Here is a 6423-nt window from a genome sequence, read left to right on the forward strand (position 1 = left end):
AGCACTGTCTTCGGGAGGCAGGGGCCGGAGGTTCGAATCCTCTTTCCCCGACCATTTTCACCCTCGGGTGAGGCATAGAAACCCAGCGGAAACGCTGGGTTTTTTGCTGTCTGGGCTCGATCCGATCTCTTTGTGAACCTGATGGCGCGGCCGGGTCTCACCGGCGATGGCGGGCGCCCATGATCGCCGCGATCGAGCATGTGGCAACCAGCGGCCCGATCCAGTCCATCCATTGGTCTAGCTTGGGCCAGACGCGAAGGTCGAACGGGCCCCACCAGGGCATGTTGGCCCTCAAGCCGCCGCCGAACCACTCGATCCAGCGGTACTCGGCCTGCGCGATCTCCCGCCCGACGAAGTAGGCGGAGGCCACGGCCGCTCCCGACCACCAGTTTCCGGTGGCACGGCGCAGGATGAGCTGGATCAGGATCGCGAGAAAGGCGTGCTGCAACAGTGTCATGATATCCGAACGTGATGGCGGACGCTCATATCCCCGGTCAAGCGGGACGCTGTTCGTTTGAACCTTTCCCGCGATCGGCTAGGTTTCGCTCATGACCGAAATACTGACAGCCGATTCCACCGCTTCGATCACCCCTGCCGGGCAGAAACGCCACTGGGAGTGGCAGTACCTCGATCTCATGCGCCGGATCTGGGAGGAGGGCGACGAGCGGGTGGACCGCACCGGCGTCGGTACGCGTTCGGTGTTCGGGGCGACGATCCGCTTCGACCTGTCCGGCGGCGCAATGCCGTTGCTTACCACCAAGCGCGTCTACTGGAAGACCGCCACGCGCGAAATGCTGTGGTTCCTCACCGGGGACACCAATATCCGTTCGCTCTGCGCGCAAGGCGTTGAAATCTGGACCGACTGGCCGCTGTACCGCTATCGCCGCGAAACCGGCGAGACGATCGAGCGCGCCGAATTCTCTCGCCGTATCGTCGAGGACGCGTCTTTTGCAGAAAAGTGGGGCGACCTTGGCCCGGTCTACGGCAAGCAGTGGGTCGATTGGCCGGTCTATGAGGATGCGGGCGAGGGGCTTTATCGCAGGCGCGATGCGGGGGTGAACCAGGTCGCGCAAGTGATCGAGAGCCTGAAGCACAATCCCGGCAGCCGCCGCCACATCATCGAGGGGTGGAACGTCGCGGAACTGGATTCGATGGCGCTGCCGCCCTGCCACAAGAGCTATCAGTTCCATGTGGCCGATGGGCGCCTCTCCTGCGCGCTCTATCAACGTAGCTGCGATCTCGGGCTGGGCTTCGCGTTCAACATGTGGTCGCTGGCGTTGCTGACCCGCATGTTCGCGCAGCAATGCAACCTTGAGCCGGGCGAGGTCGTTTGGATGGGCGGTGATGTCCATCTCTACCTCAATCATGCCGCCTTGGTCGAAGAGCAGCTTTCGCGCCGGCCCGAAGGCGAAGCGCGGCTTGAAATTGGCCGCAAGCCCGATTCGATCTTCGACTACCGGATCGAGGATTTCGCGGTTTCCGGCTACGTGCCGCAATCGCACATCGCCGCGCCGGTGGCTGTCTAAGGGCCGGTTTGGCGGTTCTCATCTGTGGATTGACATTGCCGGAGGTTGAAATAATATGACCTGACCGTGGAATTTTGAAACCCGCCAGGTTCGTCCCTTTTTCCTGGCTCGGTTCGGCTTTCCATGGCCCGGAAAGGCGGGAGAGGATAACCAGAATGGCCGAAGGCCCGGTTCGTACAGGTAAACCGCGCGGCAATTTGCCGCCACTCGATCTCTATGTTCCCGAGCCGAAGTATCGGCCCGGAGACACGGTAGACTACTCTCACCTGCAAATCCCCGAACCGGGCCTTCTGGCCCGGCCGGACGAGGCTTGCGAAGCGGGCGCTACCTGGCCCCTTACCCTCGACATGATCCGCGTGCTGGATGACGATCATCGCGCCACGGGACCGTGGGATCCCCACCTGGACCCCGAGACGCTGCGGCGAATGCTCGCCACGATGGCGCTCACCCGCGCGTTCGATGATCGGATGTATCGTGGACAGCGGCAGGGCAAGACCAGCTTCTACATGAAATCCACGGGCGAAGAGGCAATCTCGATCGCCTGCGCCCACGCGCTTGCGGCGGATGACATGGTGTTCCCCAGCTACCGCCAGCAGGGCATCCTGATCGCGCGCGGCTATCCGTTGGTGGAGATGGTCAACCAGATCTATTCCAACCGCGCCGACCCGTTGAAGGGGCGCCAGTTGCCGATCATGTATTCGGCCAAGGACTACGGGTTCTTCTCTATCTCCGGCAACCTCGCCACGCAGTTCCCGCAGGCGGTGGGCTGGGCCATGGCCAGCGCGATCAAGGGCGATACGCGCATTGCCACCAGCTTCGTGGGCGAAGGCTCCAGCGCCGAAGGCGATTTCCACGCGGCGATGACCTTTGCGGCGGTCTATAACGCGCCGGTCGTGCTCAACGTGGTCAACAACCAGTGGGCGATCTCCAGCTTCTCGGGCTTTGCCGGGGCGGAGCGGACGACGTTCGCGGCGCGCGCGGCGGGCTACGGCATCGCTGGTCTGCGAGTGGACGGTAACGACATCCTCGCGGTCTACGCAGCCATGGAATGGGCCGCCAACCGCGCCCGCGCCAACAAGGGTCCGACCCTGATCGAGCACTTCACCTACCGCGCGGAAGGCCATTCCACCTCGGACGATCCCAGCGCCTACCGCTCCGCGCGCGAGGCCGAGGACTGGCCGCTCGGCGATCCGATCATGCGCCTCAAGAAGCACCTGATCGCGCTCGGCGAATGGTCGGACGAGCAGCACGAGGCGATGGACCGTGACCTTGCCGAGCAGGTCAAGGCGGCCACCAAGGAAGCCGAGAAGAACGGCATTCTGGGCCACGGCCTTCACCATCCGTTTCACACCATGTTTGAGGACGTCTTCGAGGAATTGCCCTGGCATCTCCAGGAACAGGCCGAGCAGGCGATCCGGGAGCGACAGACCAAATGGCCGGAGTGGAAGGAGTGAGGACCATGATCGAGGAAAACCCCGTCAGCCTTCACGACGCGCCAAGCCGCCCGATGAACATGATCGAGGCGATCAACGACGCTCTCGACATCATGATGGCGCGCGATCCCGACGTCGTGATCATGGGCGAGGACGTCGGCTATTTCGGCGGCGTGTTCCGCGCGACGGCGGGACTTCAGAAGAAGTTCGGCAAGAACCGCGTGTTCGATACGCCGATCAACGAATGCGGCATCATCGGCGCGGCGGTGGGCATGGCCGCCTATGGCCTGCGCCCGGTGCCGGAAATCCAGTTCGCGGACTACATCTATCCCGGCCTCGATCAGCTCGTTTCCGAAGCGGCGCGCCTGCGTTATCGCTCGGCGGGCGAATTCGTGGCGCCGATCACGGTGCGTTCGCCCTTCGGCGGCGGCATCTTCGGCGGCCAGACCCACAGCCAGAGCCCGGAGGCGCTGTTCACCCATGTGGCCGGGCTGAAGACGGTGATCCCCGCGACTCCTTACGACGCCAAGGGTCTGCTGATCGCCGCGATCGAGGACAACGATCCGGTCATCTTCTTCAAACCGAAGCGCATCTACAACGGCCCGTTCGACGGCTATTACGACCGTCCCTCGCGGCCCTGGAAGGGCCTGCCCGGGAGCCAGGTTCCGGAGGGTTACTATAAAGTCCCACTCGGCAAGGCCCGCATCGTGCGCGAAGGCGCGGCGCTGACGGTCGTGACTTACGGCACCATGGTCCATGTGGCCGAAGCGGTGCTGGCCGAGAAGGGCGTGGACGCCGAGATCATCGACCTGCGCAGCCTTGTTCCGCTCGACATCGACACTGTGGAAAAGTCGGTGGAGAAGACCGGGAAATGCCTGGTGATACACGAGGCCACCCGCACCTCCGGCTTTGGCGCCGAACTCGTCACGCTCGTCCAGGAGCGCTGCTTCTATCATCTCGAAGCCCCGGTGGAGCGCGTGACCGGTTTCGACACGCCTTATCCGCACAGCCTCGAGTGGGCCTATTTCCCCGGTCCCGTCCGCATTGGCGAGGCGGTCGATCGGCTCATGAAGGATTGATCCGATGGGTCGTTTCACATTCCGCCTGCCCGACATCGGCGAAGGCATTGCCGAGGCCGAGATCGTCGCCTGGCACGTCAAGATCGGCGATACGGTCGAGGAAGATGGCCGTCTTGCCGACATGATGACCGACAAGGCGACGGTCGAGATGGAAAGCCCCGTTTCCGGCGTCATCGTCGAAGTGGCGGGCGCCGAAGGGGATGTCATCGCCATCGGCTCGCCTCTGGTGGTGATCGAGGTCGAAGGCGCGGGGAACGAAGTCGACCGCGCGCCTGCGCCGAAGGCTGAAGTGGTGGAGCAGCGGATCGAGGCGGAAACGCCGGATGCGGGCGATGTCGCGCGTGTCGAGCAGGCGGTAGCGCCGGCTCCCGAGCCGAAGCCCGAACCTGCACCCGCGCCCGAACCCATTCCGTCTCCTGCCGCGAGCGGCGTAAAGGCACCGCAGCCGCGTTCTGCCGCGCACTCGAAAGTCATGGCCAGCCCCGCCGTGCGCAAGCGCGCCGCCGATCTCGGCATCGACCTTGGCGAAGTGCGTCCGGCCGAAGACGGCCGCCTGCGCCACTCCGATCTCGACGCTTTCCTGTCGTACAACGCCTCGGGCGGCTTCCAGCCTGCCGGGCGCAAGGGGCAAGACGAGCAGGTCCGTGTGATCGGCCTGCGCCGCCGCATCGCCGAGAACATGGCCGCATCCAAACGCCAGATCCCGCACTTCGCCTATGTCGAGGAATTCGACGTGACTTCGCTGGAGGAAACCCGTGCGCAGCTGAATGCGGGGAGGGGAGCCAATGGTGACGGGCGTCCCAAGCTGACGATGCTGCCGTTCCTGATCACGGCGATCTGCAAGCTACTGCCCAAGTATCCGATGCTCAACGCGCATTACGATGACGAGGCGGGCGTGGTGACGCGCTACGGCTCGGTCCATCTGGGCATGGCGGCGCAGACTCCGGCGGGACTGATGGTCCCGGTCATCCGCGACGCGCAGGACCGCAACTTGTGGCAGCTCGCCGCCGAGATCGGCCGTCTGGCACAGGCTGCGCGCGATGGTTCGGCCAAGTCTTCGGAGCTTTCCGGCTCTACGATCACCGTGACTTCGCTCGGGCCGATGGGCGGGGTGGCGACCACGCCGGTCATCAACCGCCCGGAAGTGGCGATCATCGGTCCGAACCGGATCGTCGAACGGCCGATGTTCGTGAAAGGCGCCGACGGCACGGAGCGCGTCGAGAAGCGCAAGATCATGAATATCTCGATGTCCTGCGACCACCGCGTGGTAGATGGCTGGGATGCCGCCAGCTTCGCGCAGGACCTCAAGAGGCTGATCGAGGCGCCCGCGCTTATTCTGGCGGGCTAGCTGACGGGGTGGAGCGGGGCGTATGAGCAGGGATCCGCGTGTCGATGACTATATCGCCCAAGCCGCCGAGCCGCTGCGGCCTTTGCTCGAACAGCTCCGCGACATGGCGCACAGGGCGCTCCCTGAGGCCGAGGAGGCCATCAAGTGGAGCGTCCCTCATTTTACCGTGCGGGGAAAGAACGTCGCCGGGATGAGCGCGTTCAAGGCGCATTGCGCTTTCGGTATCCACGGGGATGCCATGTCGCGTCGCTTCATCCGCGTGACATCCGAGGCGGACATGCCGCTCGCAGCCGAATTGATGCCGCTGCTGCGCGAAGCGGCGGATCGCATTCTGGGTGATCGTTTTCCCGGCAAGGCACTAGTCGAGCGAAAGCCGCGTCCGGAAATTCCCATGCCCACAGACTTTGCCGCTGTGCTTACGGCGACGCCGGACGCGCAAGCGGCGTTCGAGCAATTCGCGCCCTCGCACAGGCGCGACTATCTCGAATGGATCACCGAGGCGAAGACGGCGGCGACGCGGGACAAGCGCATGGCCCAGGCTGCCGAGTGGATCGCCGAGGGCAAGACGCGCAACTGGAAGTACGATAAGCCGCGCAAGTCGTCCTGACGGCTTGGCTGTGGGCGATTGACCTCGTTGTTCAGGTGGTGAACCTTTCCTGACCCACCATGACGTGCCCGCGGAAACGGACCCCGCCTTCGCAGGACGAACTTCCGCGGGGGATTCGGTCAGGGCCAGAAATTTTTTCTGCGAATTTTCCGCCGGTCTAGCCGCTGAGAAAGCATCGCCGCGCGATGAAAACCGCAAAATCACCGCCAAGATCGGGCCTCGGACACAACTGTCCACAGGCTAGTCGCGGTTCGGTCGTAAAAATCTTCATGGGGTCGGAATATCGCGTTGACAGCCACCCGGTGCTGACATAGAGGGCGGCCTCCCAAGCGGACGCAACCGCAAGAACGCGGGTGTAGCTCAGTTGGTTAGAGTGCCGGCCTGTCACGCCGGAGGTCGCGGGTTCGAGCCCCGTCACTCGCGCCACTTC

The 6423-nt window shown here is 64.0% G+C and carries 6 protein-coding genes and 1 tRNA gene; 6 read left to right on the plus strand and 1 reads right to left on the minus strand.

The annotated features are described in order from the left end of the window. Nucleotides 1–157: 157 nt before the first annotated feature. Nucleotides 158–457 (minus strand): hypothetical protein, encoded by a 300-nt coding sequence (locus RT424_RS23620; protein ID WP_313443213.1) that lies wholly within the window; start codon nucleotides 455–457, stop codon nucleotides 158–160. 91 nt (nucleotides 458–548) lie between these two features. Between RT424_RS23620 and thyA the strand changes: the two genes are divergently transcribed. The 6 genes from thyA (at nucleotide 549) to RT424_RS23650 (ending at nucleotide 6419) form a co-directional block, all read left to right on the plus strand. After that, nucleotides 549–1526 (plus strand): thymidylate synthase, encoded by a 978-nt coding sequence (gene thyA / locus RT424_RS23625; RefSeq protein ID WP_313443215.1) that lies wholly within the window; start codon nucleotides 549–551, stop codon nucleotides 1524–1526. A 155-nt stretch (nucleotides 1527–1681) separates the two neighbouring features. Then, the gene (locus RT424_RS23630; RefSeq protein ID WP_313443217.1) at nucleotides 1682–2980 is read left to right on the plus strand and encodes a thiamine pyrophosphate-dependent enzyme; all 1299 of its coding nucleotides are present in this window, start codon (nucleotides 1682–1684) and stop codon (nucleotides 2978–2980) included. A gap of 5 nt (nucleotides 2981–2985) precedes the next feature. After that, nucleotides 2986–4038, plus strand: a complete 1053-nt coding sequence (locus RT424_RS23635; protein ID WP_313443219.1) for an alpha-ketoacid dehydrogenase subunit beta — start codon at nucleotides 2986–2988, stop codon at nucleotides 4036–4038. Nucleotides 4039–4042: 4 nt separating this feature from the next. Continuing rightward, nucleotides 4043–5386: a dihydrolipoamide acetyltransferase family protein gene (locus RT424_RS23640; protein ID WP_313443222.1), complete on the plus strand. Its 1344-nt coding sequence runs from the start codon at nucleotides 4043–4045 to the stop codon at nucleotides 5384–5386. 22 nt (nucleotides 5387–5408) lie between these two features. After that, the gene (locus tag RT424_RS23645; protein WP_313443224.1) at nucleotides 5409–5993 is read left to right on the plus strand and encodes a YdeI/OmpD-associated family protein; all 585 of its coding nucleotides are present in this window, start codon (nucleotides 5409–5411) and stop codon (nucleotides 5991–5993) included. A gap of 349 nt (nucleotides 5994–6342) precedes the next feature. Then, a tRNA-Asp gene (locus tag RT424_RS23650) sits at nucleotides 6343–6419 on the plus strand. Nucleotides 6420–6423 lie beyond the last annotated feature (4 nt).

The organism is Novosphingobium sp., from assembly GCF_032093395.1.
GTDB lineage: Bacteria > Pseudomonadota > Alphaproteobacteria > Sphingomonadales > Sphingomonadaceae > Novosphingobium.